The following is a 16777-nucleotide window of genomic DNA, read 5'->3' on the forward strand; positions in this document are numbered from 1 at the left end:
ACCTCCCCGGAAGATAGAGTTTGAGCGAGTTTGGCGAGCTTTAACTTAAACGCTCTATTGTATTTGGACATAAAAAGACCCCCAGTAATTGGAATGTCCAACTATTGGGGGTCACTTCAATTGACCGCCTTTATTTTTCGCCCTGGCCGTCTGTCGACGACACGTCAGTTTTTAGCCGCACATACGTTCTGTATTTTTTCTTCAGCAGCTTATCAATGTACTGTGTCAGTTTTACTTTGTGACCAATCGCATCATCGAGCGCGTCGACCAGCTCACCCAGCATCGCTTTGTAATGCTCTACTTCCTTCACCACGTTGCCATTTGGGGTCAGAAAAACATGACCGGTGGATGACGCGGCGTCTTCATCGCCTGGGGCTTGTGCTTCTGCTGCAACCACTACTGGCTCGGGCAAAAACATTTCCTCTTTCACCTCATCAATTACTGCATCCACGGCTTCTTCCGTCAGCACATCAAGCTCTTCCAGGAACCCATAGAGCAGAATACGATCCATAAGGGTATTAATTTTACGCGGTACGCCTCGGGTGAACGCATAGATACGCGCAAATGCGTCATCGGAGAACAGTGAGTTACCGTTCCATCCGGCGTGGTGCATGCGGTACTCAATATAAGACCGGACTTCCTCCTGTGTGAGTGGCGCAAGATGGCAGGACGCCACAATCCGCTGACGGAACTGTTCCATGTTTGGTGCACGCAGGATGGGCTGGAGTTCTTCCTGTCCCAGCAAAAAGCTTTGCAGGAGGGGTTTGCCGGCAACCTGAAAATTGGATAGCATTCTTAACTCTTCGATAGTTTCCAGCGGCAGGTTTTGTGCCTCATCCACCAGCAACAGCGCGCGTTTACCCTGCTTACTGAGCTGGTGTAAAAATACCTCAAGATCTTTCAGAATATCTGCTTTGGTCCTGGCAGTGGTATCCAGCTCAAATTTCGCTGCCACCATCTTTACCAGCTCATCGGGGGAGAGTTTAGGTGTGACAATCTGGGCTGCAACAATGTCATCTTCAATATCGGCAAGCAGGCTGTTGGCGATGGTTGTTTTACCGGTACCAATGTCGCCGGTGATCACAATAAATCCCTCTGCCTGTGACAACCCATACTGCAAATAGGACATTGCCCGTTTATGCCACTTACTGGCAAAAAAGAATGCCGGATCAGGGGTGAGCTGGAAGGGTTTGGAATTAAGTCCGTAATAACTCTCGTACATGCCTGTTACCGCGTTAAACCTGCGTTGAAAACCTGACTAGCTTAACGTAAAGGGCACAGCGCCGCCACGATTCATTCTGTGCTTTTCCCGTTACCTGTCAAACCTGTTAAGTCCTGGTGACGTGTTGCAGTGTGTTGATCACGCCTCACCAATAAAAAAGCCTCCCAGCGGGGCGACCACGGGAGGCTTTTTAGCAAGACACCTATTGTGCAGCTGCTGTTACTGCTTTTTTACCTTATGTTCAACAATCCGCTGAATAATCCCGGTCGTCGATACGCCCTCTTCAAAGGTCAGCACTTTCACGTCGCCGCCATTTTCCAGTACCTCTTTGGCTCCTGCGATAGCATCAAGCGAATAATCACCGCCCTTGACCAGAATGTCTGGCAGCAGTTCCGAAATCAGGCGACGTGGTGTGTCCTCGCTAAACGGCACAACCCAATCGACCGCTTTCAGACCCGCCAGCACCGCCATCCGCCGGTTCAGGTTATTTACCGGTCTTCCGGGTCCTTTTAATTTGGCAACTGACTCGTCAGTATTAACCGCGACAATCAGGCGGTCTCCAAGCGCGGCCGCTTCCTCGAGATAGCTGACATGGCCGGAATGCAGAATGTCGAAACAGCCATTGGTCATGACGATTTTCTCGCCTCTGGACTGCGAGGCTTTCACTGCAATTTTGAGTTGTTCCTCGTTCATTACTCCGCCGTCAAGGTGAAGTGACTGCTCACCAACTGCCATCGCCAGTTCAGTATTGGTCACAGTGGAGGTACCCAATTTACCGACCACCACGCTGGCTGCAAGGTTCGCCAGCACGCAGGCTGCCTGCAGCGGCAGGTCACACGCAAGTGCTACCGCCATGGTTGACACCACCGTGTCTCCAGCGCCGGTAACGTCGTACACTTCTTTTGCTTTTGCCGGTAGATGGAATTCGCTGCTGCCTTTTTCAAACAGGGTCATGCCCTGCTCAGAGCGCGTGACCAGAAGCGCATCCAGATCCAGTTTTTCCCGCAACGCCTGTGTTTTCGCAACCAGATCGTCTTCGTTCGCGGCTTCACCGTTGACCCGGGCCAGTTCGGCCATATTCGGCGTAATCACCGTGGCACGGCGATATTTTTCAAAGTCGCTGCCTTTCGGATCAACCACGATGGCAACCCCTTTTTCTCTCGCCATTGCAATCAGTGACTGGGGATCGCTCAGACAGCCTTTGTCGTAATCTGACAACACAACAATGTCGGTATTATCCAGCGCTTTTTCGAACGCGGCGTTCAGTGCTGATTTATCAATATCCGCAAAGCTTTTTTCAAAATCCATGCGGATAAGCTGCTGGTTGCGGCTCATTACCCGTAGTTTTGTAATGGTGTCCCGCTCCTTACAGACAACAAACTGACAATCAACATCAACCAGTTCCAGGCGCTGCCTCAGCAGCGTGGCATTTTCATCATCACCACACAGACCCATTAGCGTGACGCTGGCCCCTAGCGTTGCCGCGTTCATTGCTACGTTGGCAGCACCACCGGGACGATCCTCGCTGGCGGTGATATTCACCACCGGTACCGGTGCTTCCGGAGAGATCCGTCCGGTGCCGCCACTCCAGTAACGGTCAAGCATAAGGTCCCCCACGATGAGGACGCGGGCATGTCTGAAATCTGGTAATATCATTGCGTTATCACTTTTAGATTAATGAATTTGTTAATACGGACAGGGTAGCGTTAGCCTGCAACCACCGGCAACGAAGCCAGTGTCTTATAAACACCGTCCTAGTATAACAGCCAACGCCAGCGATGAGGATGTCATGTCGATGCCATGGTATGTGTACCTGATTGAAAATAAAACGGGTCAGTTGTATGCCGGTATGACAAATGATCCCGTACGCCGGATTTCCCAGCATCGTGGTGAAAAACCCGGCGGCGCAAAAGCGTTAAAAGGCAAAGCGCCACTCAAGTTTCGCGCCGTATTTGAGGTCGCTAGCCGCTCTCAGGCAATGAAGACCGAATACCAGCTGAAGCAGCTTAGCCGCGCCCAAAAACTGGCGCTCATCAGTCACACGCACCTGCCTGACGCAACCTGGGTCACACCACAATTTGAGGCGTGTTAACTCACCAGCACGCCGCTAACAATCATGGCAATCCCCAGACTTAGAGTGAACCCGACGGACGCTACGCCCACGTTATGCTGCTGGTCGACCTCCATACGGCAGTCCATGCCGCTGAACACCACGCTTTTGCTTACCATTACCATCAGATGCAGCGCCACAGCCAGTGCGACACTGACTATCAGCCAGCCGGTCACATTACTGACGTATCCCGACGGATTGTATTCCAGCAGCCCCTCTGCCGACGACACAATGGTTGCTGTACCCAGCAGGTTGCCTGAATGCTCAATGGCCAGCGCAAGCTGGCCATTTCTGAGCGCGCCCTGAAACGAGCCGTTCTGGTTGCCGCGCGCATAACGCGCTTCGAAAATGCGGGTCATGACCAGCAAAATGGTTAATACCACGGTAAAACCAGAGACGATGGCAATCAGCGCTTTCATGTCGCTGCCATCTACCCAAATCATAATACTGCGCAGAATAATAGCGCTGGCAACGAGGCTGGCGGCATCCACCAGCGCAATGCTCACGCTGCGCTCAGAAATCATTTCAACCGTATCCACACGGTTGAGGATCAGCTTGTCATGGGCAAAGCGACCGAACTTAACCAGTACAATACCCACACCACCAAACATCAGCATGCCCAGCGCCGCATTCTCATACCCCTGCCCGACATGTCTGCCAACCACTGAACTAAGCACAATACACAAGGACAACATACTGCCCGCGATTGCAATACCAAAAGCAAAGTTGTCTTTGACACCCAGTTCTTCAGACACGGGATTTTTACGAAACAGGCCTGTCATCCATTTAAGGACAAGCAACAACAGCATTGCCAACACGATATCGATGGCAAGATATATCCAGATATCGGGGGTTACAGGGACTAATTTAACCAGTGTTTCCACGTTGTCTTGCTCCTCATTACGCCGGTGTGCGGCGTCGTAGCTGGTCGGCAATCCTGAAATATGCCAGACTCAGCCAGTCCGGTTAGAAACTTTCATAACATTATGCCTGCAGACGACGTAAATAACAGCACAGACTCACCTCACACTGCATTATTGTGGCAGCGTTTCGACGAGGCCTCGCACGGGCAATACCGCAACAACGCCATTGCCAGTGTGCTGAAAACCCTGTTTGCGCGCTCCCATTTTGTGGCAGAGCAGTTTATACGCCACCCTGACTGGGTTGATGACCTGGTTATTTCACGTCCTGACGTGCTTGCCTGCACCGGGACGTTTTCTGACTTAGTCAGAGACCGCGTCGGGCAGGCTGAAAACGAAGATGAGCTCATGCGTCAGCTGCGCCTGACCCGTCATTACTTTATGACAGCCATTGCCGTGCAGGACTTACAGAATGCCCAGCCTGTAACGGACTCGTTGCGACAGGTATCGGAACTGGCGGACGCGCTAATCGTCGCCGCCTATGACTGGCTTTATCACAATCTGGCAGACAGGTATGGTTATCCCGATGGGCCTGAGGGGCCTCAGCCCATGTATATCCTGGCTATGGGTAAGCTTGGCGGAAAAGAGCTGAACTTTTCCTCCGACATTGACCTGATTTTTACCTACCCCACCAAAGGGGAAACCTCCGGGGCAAGAAAGTCACTTGAAAATCAGCAGTTTTTCACCAAACTTGCGCAAAAGCTAATTAATGCCCTGAACCGCATTACCGAAGAGGGTCAGGTGTTCAGGGTCGATATGCGCCTGCGGCCGTTTGGAGAATCAGGCCCGCTGACTCTGCATTTTGGTGCGCTGGAAGATTACTATCAGGAGCAGGGACGTCACTGGGAACGTTTTGCCATGATCAAAGCGCGGGTGGTTAACCCGGTGCAGACTCGCTATCTGAAGCAGCTTGAAAGCATCTTACAGCCCTTCACGTATCGACGTTATCTGGACTTTACTACGCTTGATGCGCTGCGTGACATGAAGCAGCTGATTGCAAAAGAAACCCGGCGTCGCCGCCTGAATAACAATATCAAGCTGGGAACCGGCGGTATTCGCGAGGTTGAATTTTTTGCACAAAGCTTTCAGCTGATACACGGTGGACGCGAGCCGGTGTTACAGGAGCGTTCATTACTTGCCACGCTGCGCGCCCTCGCCGACCTTGATTTGGTGGAAAACGACGTCATCCGGGTGCTGACAGAGGATTACCTCTATCTGCGCAAAGTCGAGCATACCTTGCAGCAGGCTGAAGACGCACAAACCCAGACACTGCCGGATGACGGCTGGAAGCTGAACGCACTGGTTGCGGTGATGGGCGAAGACTGCACGGACGGCTTCTTTCAGCAACTGGATGCCACTATGGCCCGGATCCACAGCCAGTTTAATGCGCTGATTGACGATCCGACTGATGCACATGCTGACGATGATCCTCTTTTCAATGCCTGCCGCGATGCCTGGCAGCTCGCATTGGAAAAAGAGGAATTCAGCGACGCCTTCGGCCCTTTTCTTTCTGCCCAGGATAGTGAGACCGTGTATGATGTGCTGCAGTCGTTTCGCCAGCAGCAGCGCAGCTACCGGCTGGGACAACGCGGCGAAGATACGTTAAATAAACTCCTTCCCGAACTACTGTTTGTTCTGATCAGTCAGTCACCGGACAAAACTCCGGTGGTTCTGGCACGCGTGCTGAGTGTGGTTGAGGCCGTCACCGGCAGAACAACATACCTTGATCTGTTGCTGGAAAATCCGGATGTGCTGCGCCAGCTCGTGCGCCTGTGCGAGCGTAGTGAGTGGATAGCCAATGAAATCCGCCGCTTCCCGCTGTTGCTTGATGAACTACTCACCCCGCTTTATCTGCAACAGCAAAATACCGATATTGCACAAAGCCGCCATGATTACCTGCAGGAGCTTCGCCAGAGCCTGTTGCGGGTTGACGAGGATGACACCGAACTGCTGATGGACAGCTGGCGGCAGTTTAAGCTGTGTCAGCAGTTGCGTATTGCCGCCAGCGACATAAGTGGCTCTTTGCCGGTCGCCTGCGTCAGTGACAAACTCACTGTGCTTGCGGAAGTTCTGCTGGAGCATGTGCTTCACGCCGCCTGGAAGCAAATGGAAGCGCGCTTTGGCAAGCCCGGTCACCTGACCGGTGATGAGCTTGGTTTCGCCGCCATTGCCTACGGCAAACTCGGCGGCTACGAGCTGGGCTATGGCAGTGATCTTGACCTGGTGTTTTTACATAACGCACCCAAACAGTCCAGCACAACCGGCCCGAAAGTCATCGAGTCCCAGCAGTTCTATATCAAATTAACGCAGCGCGTATTGCACCTGCTAAACACCAAAACGCTGTTTGGCCAGCTGTATGAGACGGATTTACGTTTGCGCCCCTCTGGCAGTGCCGGGCTGCTGTGCTGTCATATTGACGGCTTCCGGCGCTATCAGCAGGAAGAAGCCTGGACCTGGGAACATCAGGCACTGGTCAGGGCCCGCGGGGTACTGGGGGATGAGGCGCTGTTACACGACTTTAGCCGCGTTCGTGCTGAGGTACTCGGGCAACCAAGAGACCATGACAAATTGCGTCAGGACGTAGCAGACATGCGCGCTAAAATGCGTGCACACCTGCTGAAACAGGACGACGTATTGGTCGACCTGAAACAGTGTGAGGGCGGCATTACCGATATTGAATTTATGACCCAGTACTGGGTTCTGGCCAATGCCTCTGACCACCCTGACATCATGACCTATACCGATAACCTGCGGATCCTTGATGCACTCAGTGAGTCAGGGATTATCCCAACGCAGGACGCGCAGCAACTACAGCAGGCTTATTTGCAACTGCGCGATCAGTATCACCATCTGACGTTAGCAAACCATCAGTTTGCTGAGCAGACCGAGTCGCTGACACGACTCAGACAAGCCGTGCAGTCACAGTGGGTAGCGGTACTGGGTGAAGCCGGCCACTAGATTAGCCTGGCCGCACAACGGTACAGTTTTCTTTCAGAAACGCGGTTGGGCTGGAAGTTACAACCAGCGAACGCTGGCCGGGACAAAGATAGGCTTTTACCTCACCTTCAAAGTTGCTGTTGATGGCGGATGCGATTTTCGCCAGTGAGCCGGAAATAGTGTTATCCATCTGGAACTGGTGTTTGATAACGAAATCCTGATCCAGATCCCAGATAACCTGCATCCCCTCCTGCTGCGCATATTGCGTAATGGCTTCGCGCAACGTTGTCCCGGCACGGAATGTGCGGTATTTATGTTCGCCGGTCCAGCGTTCCTCAACCGGCCGCGTGCGACTGGACATGGCTTCCAGTTTGGCATCCAGCGGCTGTTCTGAGGCATTCAGGTCCATCACAAAGTCGCCGGAGTCTTCTTTTATCGGATTGGTCGATGACTGACGGAACTCGCGGTAAAATTCACTCAGCCCGGTTTGCACCGTTTTTTCTTTGGTTTCGCCTTCAGGAACAGGCTCCTGCTCCATTTCTCTTTCAAGAAAAATAACCACACCGGCGACAATAACCAGCACCATGGCAAGACCAATATGTTTTGCCCAGAACATTGTGCTTGAAAACGATTTTTGTGCCATCTGTGACTGCCGCAGCGAACTAACCTGATGGCATAGTACTGCGATTTCACGTGATGTTTCAATGCTATGCTGGATTTTGGACGCCATACCGGCGTCCTTAGCATCTACTTGTACAGTGACGGGCTGTCCGGATCAGGACGGGTTTTAAAACGCTTATGCATCCACAGATAGCTTTCAGGCTGTTCGTTGACGATATCCAGAATCGTCTCATTCAGAAACGTCAGCGCCGTTTCATCATCCATGTCGCGAATTTCCTCTATAGGCGGGTAGAACTTCACCTTGTAGCCATTTTTAGTGTACTGGGAGGTCAGCATCATCGGCACCGCTTCAGTACGACGGATAAACATCATGGTTGCGGTGGTCGTCGCGGCATCTTTCACGCCACCAAACGGCACAAAAATACTTTGCTTGCGGCCGTAATCCTGATCAGGCAGGTACAAACACAGCTCCCCTTCTTCCATGGCTTCCAGCAGCGCTTTCGAGTTTCTTTTATCAATCAGATACTTATTCGCACCCAAGCGACCATAGTACTGCAGGTAATCTAACAGCGGGTTGTTGTGCTTGCGGTAAAACGCAATGCTCGGATAAAAATACCCCAGGCCCCGGCAGGCAAACTCTACATTCATGTTGTGCAGAGCCATACCGAAGACCCCCTTGCCTTTTGCCAGCGCGGCTTCAAGGTGCTCTGTCCCTTCCACATGAAAGTGTCGCTTCATGCGCCATGCCGGCCACCACCAGCCAGCAGCAGTCTCAAACAGTGCCATGCCGGTGCGACGGACATTTTCATCCAGCAACGCTTTGCGTGATGCTTCATCCATATCGGGATAGCATAGCTCGAGGTTGCGTTTTGCCGTATGCGCCCGCTTCGGTGCCAGTTTGACGATCAAACGCCCTGCTCCGGCACCCAGTGCGCGAATGAGGCGCAAAGGTAACCAGGTAATGAGATATAAAATAAGGGCCCCGAACCAAATCCCCCAGTAACGAGGGTGAAGGAATGCCAGTTTAAAGGTCGGTGCTTTAATTGCGTTTGCCAATACTGTTGCCCGTTTCGCGTTAACTGGCGGGTATTGTATCGACACTGACCACCGACGAAAAGCCTTTCCCCTTTCGCCGGTGCCTTGTCAGAGGAGATGGTGGGTCAGTATTCCTTATCGATGGACTTCAGTTTCTTTTCAAAATTTTCGAAGTCATCCCGGGAGTCATAATCGAAGTGGTACTGGTTGTGAAAACCAAATGACAACTTCACTTTGGCATCTTCGATAAACAGCGTATATCCGTCCAGATCGGTAAACGCCTTAATCCCGTTTAAGCGGTAGACGTCACCGTCATGCTCACCAAACTGACGAATTTTTTCGAATACCTGTAACAGAAATTTGTTATCCAGTTCGTTTTTCATTGCTGCTCCCTACGTGTCAGATAAGGTAGGTACTGCCCGTCGACGCGATCAGTTCAGTACCGCTGTCAGTTGAAATTATAACGAAACGCCAGGTTTACCCAGTGCGACGAAAACGATTCTTCGCCACCCAGATAGGTATACTCCAGGCGCACCATGCTCTGCATCGTCAGATGATAATCAAAACCTAATCCCACCAGTCCGGCAATTACCCCTTCGTCAAAATAGCAGGTGCCGCCTTGTGCACTGCCTAAGGCACAGCTGTCGTCTGCCAGAGCCGCTTCACGTCCCTGGATATCAGCACGCGCCACACCCAGCTTGTAAAACAGCTCACCCTGACGGCTGCTTGCTTTACCCAGTACGGCAAGATAGAGCGCATCGCCTTCCAGCCCGTCGGTGTCAGACAGATCGTCCATCAGTTTCAGATAGCCCGCTTCCACATACCACTGTGGATGAAACTGATGACCAATGGCCAGCGTGTAACCCACACCACTTTCGTCCTGCTCACTGAAGTCCATGTCGTTGAATGCCACACCGGCCACGGCATACATTTTCTCAGTGGCGCTTGCAGACAGGCTAACCAGGCTAAGTGCACACAATAGGAATAACGTTCTCATAGTCGTCCTTAGAAGAAATATTCAAGTGTAAATTGAAGGTTATCGTCACGCCGGATGAAGTAATAGGTATCATCCTGCGTGTCAGAGCTGAAAAAGTACGCATCCAGACTCCAGCGCCAGTTGTCAGTAATACGGCTGGACGCCTCAACAAAAGCGGTATAGGTATCGGTATTATCAAAATCCTGTACAAACCCCGCCAGGACTTCAGTACCGTCAATATCGTTGAGGATAAAACGCAACCCGACCATCAGGTCGTTCTGGGCTATCGCAAAGTAGTTGTCTTCACGTTCATCAAACTGGTATTCCATCAGCACGCCAAGATCGTACTGGGTATCAAGAATACCGACCGTCGTGTATTCAAACCCCGCCACTGCCGCAGCAAAGTCCTGACTCTGTCCCTGACGATAAATCGCCTCCAGCTTCCACAGCCATGAACCAGAGACATTCAGCACATCCAGCCCGTACTGCTGAATCTGTGCATAGTAGGGCAAAATTTGCGGATTCGGCGAGGTCAGATCCGGCGCAATAAGCTCAGGTTCCCGCGTGGTGCCATCAAAAAATGACAGACCAACTTCCCACTGTCCCAGGCTCCGTTGCCAGCGCAGCGCATAATCGATGTGCCGTTCTTCTTGGTCAGATTCATAAACGGCGTCTGATGCCTCAATCGGTAACGGTGGACGCAGGCGTCCTTCAGCACCGTTAAACGTACGCTCGCGAAAATACGGCAGCACATACGCAGAGAACGTGCCCCAGTCGCCGAAGAATCGCACATTAACCATGGGCTGGCCCAGTTTATCTTCGCCATCAACCGCCTCTACGGTGTCGGTCTGGTTAATTATATCGACCAGGTGAACCGACTCCGTCTGCCCCCAGAAAACTTTTCCGATACCAACGCGCGTCTCCCAGTTGTCTGCCACGTGCAGCCACTGAAGTTCACGAATGTCGCCATGGGTACGTTCACTGTCGGTGTTGTCGTATCGGGCAAACGGACGAAACAGCAGACTGTCATTGCCGTCGTTCCATTCAGTGTAAAATTCCGGCTCGGCAAACACCGATATCTGGGTTCGCTGCTGCTGAGGATAGGCGGGATCCTGCAGAAAATAGCGGACGTCACCGCCTGTACGTCCCGCAATATCGACCTCTGCCATTACCGGACATGAAAGCGACAATCCTGTCGCTATGGCTACTGCTAACTGTGTTCTCACTGATTATCGCGCCCTGCGTAAACTGTTTTTATCAAAGTCTGACTCGTCCAGGCCTACGGCAAACTGCAGTGACTCGGTGACCAGTTCGGTCGACTTATTGGTTTGCACGTTGAACATGTAACTTTTATGTGGCCGCCAGTATTTGTCGAGATACAAACTGAACTCGTCAAATTCCAGCGTTTTTAGTAAGTCGCCTTTTTTGTCATAAAAGTCAACCTTATAGACCCGGTAGTGCTCTTTATCAATCCAGACTGTCTGCTTGGAATACCCCGAGAAATCATATTTAGGATACTGCTCAATAACAAACATCGGCATATCGTTAAGGGTATCGTCACCAATGTAACGATAATCAAATTTTTCCACTTCGTAAGACGTCATGTCCTCAAAGGCAAACTCACTGCCCATGAAAGGGCCTGACTTGTTTTTTGATGCGATACGTTTGACGCGTTTTAACGCAGGCAGGTAAATCCATTGCTCATCCGGGTCTTCTACATGCGAAAAACTGAGAAAAGCCGTGCCACTGACATCACGTGGCGACTGAAACACTGTTAGCGCCTTGTCGCCGTCATCGGTCATTTCCATGGTACGCACTTCCATCTGCCGGGTGGCTTCCTGTCCCTGAGCATTACGCAGGATCATCAGGACTTCTGAGGTTGAATTATCCCAGCCGCGATCGCGGGCCTTACGCTCTTTCGCAATCTCAAGACCACGCGCTTCTGAGTCGTCAGACGCCGCACAGACAGGGAGCGCAAGAAACATCACAACGGTGGCGCTGATTAAGCGATGAAATAACGTCATGTCGTTACCCCTTGTTTGGTTGTCGTATCTTTATCCAGCCACAACAGGAACGCCGGTAAGAAAAGTAAATCGATGAGCAGTGCGGCAATAATAATAATAACGGTTAACTGCCCCATATGCGCATTTAACAGGAAACTGGAGAACGTCAGCACCCCGAAGCCCGCAGCCAGCACTACCGTGGTGGTGGTCAGCGCCATACCCACCGTTTTGAATGCATAGCGTACGCTGTCAGCAACCGACTGTTGCTGCTGTCGGGCAACCTGGTATTTCGACAGAAAATGCACGGTATCGTCGACAATGATCCCCATTGTCATGCTTAACACCACTGACAACGCCATGTTAATTTCTCCGGAAATCATGCCCCACACCCCAAATCCGACGCCGGCGGGGATCAGGTTGGTTAACAGGCTGACCAGGCCCAGACGCCATGAACGCAGTGCAATAACAATCAGTCCGGAAATCAGTACCAGGGCTAATACGGTGCCAAACACCATGCTTTCCATATTACGCTCGCCGATATGTGCAAACATCAGCGGCGGACTGGCAGCAGTGACCCGCACATCAGGATTCAGCTCAGCAAATTTCGCCTTTGCTTCGGTCTCAAACGCGGTAAACTCCTTACTGCCAAGGTTATCAAGCATCACAATAATGCGCAGCGCCGATTTGTCCAGGTCCATCTGATTATTCAAATCAAGCCCATAGGGCAATGACATCTCATACAGCAACACATACTGGGATGCCAGCTCACGGTCCTCTGGCAGACGGTAAAACGCCGGATCATCACCATGCATATTCATATTCAGGCGCTTCATGGTGTCGGTAAACGACAGCACATGGTGCACCTGCGGCTTTTCACGTAACCAGGCAGTGAAGGTGTCAATTTCCTGTAGCAGTGCCGGGTCTGTGACGCCATAAGGCGTGTCGGTATAAATCACAAAATCGATATTCGACATACCGCCCATGGTTTCTTCATGTTTATTGACGGCCTGTCTGAAGGTACTGGTGTCATCGAAATAACGCACCGCAATATCATTCAGCTCGTTATTGGCTGAAAACAGGCTGGAGACCAGCAAAATCAGTGCGGAAAAAGGCAGAATTTTGCGGTAGTGGCGAACAATTACATCACCCAAGCGCACAAACGTCTCACCCGACGACGCTGCCCGCTCGCGGGTCAGTGCAGGCCCTACCATTAACAATGCCGGCAACAGGGTCAGCGAAAGCAGGCAGGCCAGCATTACACCGCCGGCGGTCATGTTGCCCAAATCCGCCAGTACCGGTACGGCAGAAAAGTTAAGCATCAGAAAGCCGATGGCGGTCGTCACGCTGGTAATAATAACCGGACGTTTATTCAGTTTCAGGCTGTCGATAATCGCAGCGCGTTTGTCAGCGCCCTGCTGAAGACGCTGCCGCACGCCAACCAGCACGTGAATACAGTCTGCTACCGCAAGTGTGGTGACCATGGTCGGCACATTGACCGTAGCAGTGCTCAGGAATAAACCCGCCCAGCCCGCCACGCCGATGGTCACCGCTATAGACAGGATCACGACAATCATGGTGGTAATTGCGGCATACACAGAGCGCGTGATGAGACCAATCATCACAGCAATGATCAGGAACATCATGGGGATCAGGGTCTGGCTGTCCTCCTGGGCGGCAACCGCGAACGCATCGTTCATGATCACCATACCGGTAAGGTAAATCGTGTGTCCCGGGTACGCGGCTTCATATTTGGCCTGCATCTCCCGGGCAAATGAGGCAATCTGGATGACTTCCTGTGTCTGGTCGCCGTCCGGCAACTGAACTGTGATATTGATAATAGCAACATCACCATTATCCGACACCAGCCTGCCGGTCAGTTCCGGGGTAGCGCTGACAATGTCCCGCACCTGTTGCGTGTCAGCATCACTTACCTCAGGCTGAGCAATGAGGTCGGTAACAATCAGATCGTCATCCTCAGCGTAGGTATGCTGATAGTTTGCCAGCGACTCTACCCGGGTTGACAGCGGTGTCTGCCACGCCTCATCCGTCAGTGAATACAACAGTGAGAAGGTATCCGGCTGATAAATGGTGCCCGACTCCGGCACAATCATGAATGACACGTTCTCGCTTTTGTTAAAAATGTTGTGCATTTCCTCAAACGCAACGCGCTGCGGATTGTCCTTCTCGAAGAACACCTTGTAGTCACCACGGAAATACAGATTTTTTGCCCCCACGACGGCGACCACCGTCATGATAAGGCACAGGACTATCAGGGTTTTTGGTGCGTTCAGACACCAGTTCATCCATTTAGGGGCTGGTTGCATAGCAAGCGTCATCCAATTGAGTAGGCGTTAAGTCTATCTTCCTTTTATTCAATAGTATAACGACTCTTAGTAAGAAGACCTGAGTATTCTTTTGCCCGATGTCATGTGAGTGAATGTTAACCACTTTTCACCGCCTCTGGCCGGTGTTACGCCGATGTAATTTGATCTTTAAAAAAAAAGGTGTAGTATCTAAACACACAACTGGTCAGATGAGCGGATGAGTTTTATGAGTATCAGAACTAGCTTAAAAAAAGTCCTACCCCCTATTTCAGTTACCGAGCAGGAAGCACTGGATGCCGGTGACGTATGGATTGAATCGTCAATCTATCAGGGTAAGCCTGACATGCGCGCACTGCGTGACATTCCGCAGGCAAAACTGAGTGCGGACGAACAGGCATTCCTCGATGGCCCGGTTACCGAACTGCTGGGCATGATTGACGACTTTGAGCTTGGTAACGGCAAGCATATTCCTCAGGAAATTATCGATTTCCTCGGTAAAAACCGTTTCTTTTCAATGATCATTCCGAAGAAATTCGGTGGTCTTGAGTTCAGCCCGTATGCCAACTCTACGATCGTTGCCACAATTGCAGCGAAAAGCGGCGCGATTGCCGTCACCGTTATGGTGCCTAACTCACTCGGTCCGGGTGAGCTGCTGATGCACTACGGTACCAGCGAACAACAGGACTATTGGTTGCCACGCCTTGCCGATGGCCGCGATATCCCATGTTTCGCACTGACAAGCCCGGAAGCAGGCTCCGATGCCGGCGCCATTCCTGATGCGGCGATTGTCACCAAAGGCGAATACAACGGTGAGGAAGTACTTGGTCTGCGCGTAAGCTGGGACAAGCGTTACATTACCCTGGCGCCGATCGCGACCGTACTCGGTCTGGCATTTAAAGTGTATGACCCTGACCAACTGCTGGGCGACAAACTGGAACTGGGTATTACCTGTGCCCTGCTGCCTAAGTCACACCCTGGGGTTGAGCTGGGCAACCGCCATGATCCAATGGGCGTGCGTTTCTATAACGGTACAACCCGTGGTCAGGACGTATTCATTCCAATGGACTTCATTATTGGAGGTCAGAAAAATATCGGACGCGGCTGGCAGATGCTGGTGAGCTGTCTGGGCGCGGGCCGCGGTATTTCACTGCCGGCAATGGGTGTCGCGACCGGTCAGTCTGCACTGAAAGGTACCGCCGAATACGCGTTTATCCGTGAGCAGTTTGGTCTGCCAATCGGACGTTTTGAAGGTATTCAGGAGAAGCTGGCGGACATCGCGGGCAAAACCTTCCTGCTTGAGTCAATGCGTGTCCTGACCACCGAAGGGCTTGGCCTGGGTGTAAAACCGTCGGTTGTCACCGCGATTGCGAAGTATCACATGACCGAACTTGGTCGTGATGTACTGAACTCAGCGATGGACGTACAGGCAGGTAAAGCCATTCAGCGTGGTCCGCAAAATACGCTGGCAAGCGGCTATTCTGCACTGCCTATTGCGATTACGGTTGAAGGTGCAAACATCCTGACCCGTAACCTGATGATCTTTGGTCAGGGCGCGATGCGCTGCCATCCTTACCTGAAGGAAATGGTTGACCTGATCCACAGCGATGACAGCAAAGCCGATGGCGAGTTTAACAAGGTACTGCGTAAAACCATCGGTTTCAGCGTAGCGAATGCATTCCGCAGTCTGGGTCAGAGTTATCTGCCGTTCCTGCGTAAGTCTGAGTCAGCGCTGCCTGAAGTACGTAAGTACGAAAAACGCCTGAACAAAATTGCGGCCAAGCTGGCGCCACTGGCAGATCTGTCACTGGCTGTACTGGGTGGCGATCTGAAGAAAGCAGAGTTGCTGTCTGCCCGTCTTGGCGACGTCATGAGCTACCTGTATGGTGCTATGGCCGCCGTTCGTTTCTACGAACAGCGTATCGAGGACCGTAAACTGGCTCTGCCTTATTTTGAGTACGCCATGCAATGGTCTCTGCAGCAGGCAGACAAGGCAATTGTTGAGTTCATCAACAACTTCCCGAACACCGCTGCGCGCGGCCTGATGCGAGTACTGACTAACACTTACTCACGCAGCGTGCCTGGCATCAGTGATGATCTGGTACGTGAGCTGTCACTGGCGGCCATGCAGGACAATAGCGTGAAAGCACAGCTGACGCACCTGGTTCGCCCTGTGAAAGGTGATGGTAACGACATCAACGAGCAGGCCTTTAAAGCGAAGCATGCAGTAGCGCACCTGCTTGGCAAAGTGCAGAAAGCACTGCGTAAAGAGTCTGTTGTGCCGTTCGTATCGCTGGAAAATGCGCTGAACAAGCTGCAGGAAAAAGGCGTTATCAACGCCGAAGAGGCAGCACTGCTTCACGACTATGACGAGAAGCGTAAACTGGCTGTTCGTGTTGACGAATACACCTTCGACATGGAGTTACTGCCGGCGACTGAGACCCTTCGTGCGGTCGAAGACGGTGAACAAAACGCAGCGTAACGCAGCACCATAAATTAAAAAGCGGCTTCACTGAAGTGACCCCATAAAGTTGGACTCATTTCTAAGCGGCGACCAAGGCCTGATTTCGATATTGTATCGGACTCAGGCCTTTTAGTTTCAGCTTAATACGTTCGTTGTTGTAATAGTCGA

The 16777-nt window shown here is 51.9% G+C and carries 14 protein-coding genes; 3 read left to right on the top strand and 11 right to left on the bottom strand.

Going from position 1 to position 16777, the window contains the following annotated elements:
* Positions 1 to 130: 130 nt before the first annotated feature.
* Both AB1N33_RS16205 and hldE read right to left on the bottom strand, forming a co-directional pair.
* On the bottom strand, positions 131 to 1222 hold the full coding sequence (locus AB1N33_RS16205) for an XrtA/PEP-CTERM system-associated ATPase (protein WP_411272611.1): 1092 nt from the start codon (positions 1220 to 1222) through the stop codon (positions 131 to 133).
* 219 nt (positions 1223 to 1441) lie between these two features.
* Positions 1442 to 2878 (bottom strand): bifunctional D-glycero-beta-D-manno-heptose-7-phosphate kinase/D-glycero-beta-D-manno-heptose 1-phosphate adenylyltransferase HldE, encoded by a 1437-nt coding sequence (gene hldE / locus AB1N33_RS16210; protein ID WP_411272612.1) that lies wholly within the window; start codon positions 2876 to 2878, stop codon positions 1442 to 1444.
* A 133-nt stretch (positions 2879 to 3011) separates the two neighbouring features.
* Between hldE and AB1N33_RS16215 the strand changes: the two genes are divergently transcribed.
* A complete protein-coding gene (locus AB1N33_RS16215) occupies positions 3012 to 3314 on the top strand; it encodes a GIY-YIG nuclease family protein (RefSeq protein WP_411272613.1) in 303 nt (100 codons plus the stop codon).
* On the opposite strand, the gene AB1N33_RS16220 is transcribed toward AB1N33_RS16215, so the two are convergent.
* A complete protein-coding gene (locus AB1N33_RS16220) occupies positions 3311 to 4216 on the bottom strand; it encodes a DUF350 domain-containing protein (RefSeq protein ID WP_411272614.1) in 906 nt (301 codons plus the stop codon). The two genes, AB1N33_RS16215 and AB1N33_RS16220, sit on opposite strands and share 4 nt — an antisense overlap.
* Before the next feature lie 60 nt (positions 4217 to 4276).
* Between AB1N33_RS16220 and glnE the strand changes: the two genes are divergently transcribed.
* Entirely contained in the window at positions 4277 to 7210 is a 2934-nt protein-coding gene (gene glnE, locus AB1N33_RS16225) for a bifunctional [glutamate--ammonia ligase]-adenylyl-L-tyrosine phosphorylase/[glutamate--ammonia-ligase] adenylyltransferase (RefSeq protein ID WP_443983625.1), read from the top strand.
* Position 7211: 1 nt separating this feature from the next.
* Here glnE and AB1N33_RS16230 read toward each other — a convergent pair whose 3' ends face one another.
* The 7 genes from AB1N33_RS16230 to AB1N33_RS16260 form a co-directional block, all read right to left on the bottom strand.
* Positions 7212 to 7832 carry a toxin co-regulated pilus biosynthesis Q family protein gene (locus AB1N33_RS16230; protein ID WP_411272623.1) on the bottom strand — a complete coding sequence of 207 codons (621 nt, stop codon included), beginning with the start codon at positions 7830 to 7832 and terminating at the stop codon, positions 7212 to 7214.
* A gap of 104 nt (positions 7833 to 7936) precedes the next feature.
* A complete protein-coding gene (gene lpxL, locus AB1N33_RS16235) occupies positions 7937 to 8866 on the bottom strand; it encodes an LpxL/LpxP family Kdo(2)-lipid IV(A) lauroyl/palmitoleoyl acyltransferase (protein WP_411272615.1) in 930 nt (309 codons plus the stop codon).
* 104 nt (positions 8867 to 8970) lie between these two features.
* Positions 8971 to 9228 (bottom strand): DUF3081 family protein, encoded by a 258-nt coding sequence (locus AB1N33_RS16240; protein WP_411272616.1) that lies wholly within the window; start codon positions 9226 to 9228, stop codon positions 8971 to 8973.
* A gap of 65 nt (positions 9229 to 9293) precedes the next feature.
* Entirely contained in the window at positions 9294 to 9842 is a 549-nt protein-coding gene (locus AB1N33_RS16245; protein WP_411272617.1) for an outer membrane beta-barrel protein, read from the bottom strand.
* 8 nt (positions 9843 to 9850) lie between these two features.
* On the bottom strand, positions 9851 to 11047 hold the full coding sequence (locus tag AB1N33_RS16250) for a hypothetical protein (RefSeq protein WP_411272618.1): 1197 nt from the start codon (positions 11045 to 11047) through the stop codon (positions 9851 to 9853).
* A gap of 3 nt (positions 11048 to 11050) precedes the next feature.
* Positions 11051 to 11845 (bottom strand): outer membrane lipoprotein-sorting protein, encoded by a 795-nt coding sequence (locus AB1N33_RS16255; protein ID WP_411272619.1) that lies wholly within the window; start codon positions 11843 to 11845, stop codon positions 11051 to 11053.
* Complete coding sequence (locus AB1N33_RS16260; RefSeq protein ID WP_411272620.1) at positions 11842 to 14148, bottom strand: efflux RND transporter permease subunit; 2307 nt, start codon at positions 14146 to 14148, stop codon at positions 11842 to 11844. Before AB1N33_RS16260 ends, AB1N33_RS16255 begins: the two co-directional genes overlap by 4 nt.
* A 226-nt stretch (positions 14149 to 14374) precedes the next feature.
* On the opposite strand from AB1N33_RS16260, the gene AB1N33_RS16265 reads away from it, so the two are divergent.
* Positions 14375 to 16627 (top strand): acyl-CoA dehydrogenase, encoded by a 2253-nt coding sequence (locus tag AB1N33_RS16265; RefSeq protein ID WP_411272621.1) that lies wholly within the window; start codon positions 14375 to 14377, stop codon positions 16625 to 16627.
* A 61-nt stretch (positions 16628 to 16688) separates the two neighbouring features.
* Here the strand turns inward: AB1N33_RS16265 and AB1N33_RS16270 are convergent.
* A partial coding sequence (locus tag AB1N33_RS16270) for an IS3 family transposase (protein WP_411269965.1) occupies positions 16689 to 16777 on the bottom strand: 89 nt, incomplete at its 5' end.

This window comes from Alteromonas nitratireducens (assembly GCF_040812025.1).
Taxonomy (GTDB): domain Bacteria; phylum Pseudomonadota; class Gammaproteobacteria; order Enterobacterales; family Alteromonadaceae; genus Alteromonas; species Alteromonas nitratireducens.

What these genes read in the sequence shown, in the direction of transcription:
- AB1N33_RS16205 (WP_411272611.1), bottom strand. Translation starts at nt 1,222, where the DNA reads ATGTACGAGAGTTATTACGGACTTAATTCCAAACCCTTCCAGCTCACC.
- hldE (WP_411272612.1), bottom strand. Translation starts at nt 2,878, where the DNA reads ATGATATTACCAGATTTCAGACATGCCCGCGTCCTCATCGTGGGGGAC.
- AB1N33_RS16215 (WP_411272613.1), top strand. Translation starts at nt 3,012, where the DNA reads ATGTCGATGCCATGGTATGTGTACCTGATTGAAAATAAAACGGGTCAG.
- glnE (WP_443983625.1), top strand. Translation starts at nt 4,277, where the DNA reads ATGCCAGACTCAGCCAGTCCGGTTAGAAACTTTCATAACATTATGCCT.
- AB1N33_RS16230 (WP_411272623.1), bottom strand. Translation starts at nt 7,832, where the DNA reads ATGGCACAAAAATCGTTTTCAAGCACAATGTTCTGGGCAAAACATATT.
- AB1N33_RS16240 (WP_411272616.1), bottom strand. Translation starts at nt 9,228, where the DNA reads ATGAAAAACGAACTGGATAACAAATTTCTGTTACAGGTATTCGAAAAA.
- AB1N33_RS16245 (WP_411272617.1), bottom strand. Translation starts at nt 9,842, where the DNA reads ATGAGAACGTTATTCCTATTGTGTGCACTTAGCCTGGTTAGCCTGTCT.
- AB1N33_RS16255 (WP_411272619.1), bottom strand. Translation starts at nt 11,845, where the DNA reads ATGACGTTATTTCATCGCTTAATCAGCGCCACCGTTGTGATGTTTCTT.
- AB1N33_RS16260 (WP_411272620.1), bottom strand. Translation starts at nt 14,148, where the DNA reads ATGCAACCAGCCCCTAAATGGATGAACTGGTGTCTGAACGCACCAAAA.
- AB1N33_RS16265 (WP_411272621.1), top strand. Translation starts at nt 14,375, where the DNA reads ATGAGTATCAGAACTAGCTTAAAAAAAGTCCTACCCCCTATTTCAGTT.